Annotated in this window: 1 pseudogene; it reads right to left on the reverse strand. The window is 40.9% G+C overall.

The annotated features are described in order from the left end of the window. A pseudogene (locus ACTNB3_RS17970) lies at positions 1-328 on the reverse strand (RNA-guided endonuclease TnpB family protein); the annotation flags it as partial.

Consider the following 328-nt stretch of genomic DNA (forward strand, 5'->3'; position numbering starts at 1 on the left):
ATGTTTCCTGATCTTCACTTCCTTCAGTTTCGGAAGCCGGATCTTTCCCTTTTCCAGACGAATATTCCCATTCACCACATTCGTTGTATAGCTCTTCCTGCTTCGATGTCTAGACTTGAATTTCGGAAAACCAACAGCAGGATTTACAAAAAAGTTCTTATAAGCCTTCTCCAAATGAAGCTGCACATTCGCCAGTGCAAGGGAATCTACTTCTTTTAGCCACGGATATTCTTTCTTATAGGCTGCCGGAGTCGTCTTCTTCATTTTCTTCGTTGCCTCATATTCCTTTATCTTGTCATCCAGCATGATATTATAAATAAAACGGCAG

The organism is Bariatricus sp. HCP28S3_D3, assembly GCF_052065755.1.
Lineage (GTDB): Bacteria > Bacillota > Clostridia > Lachnospirales > Lachnospiraceae > Allocoprococcus.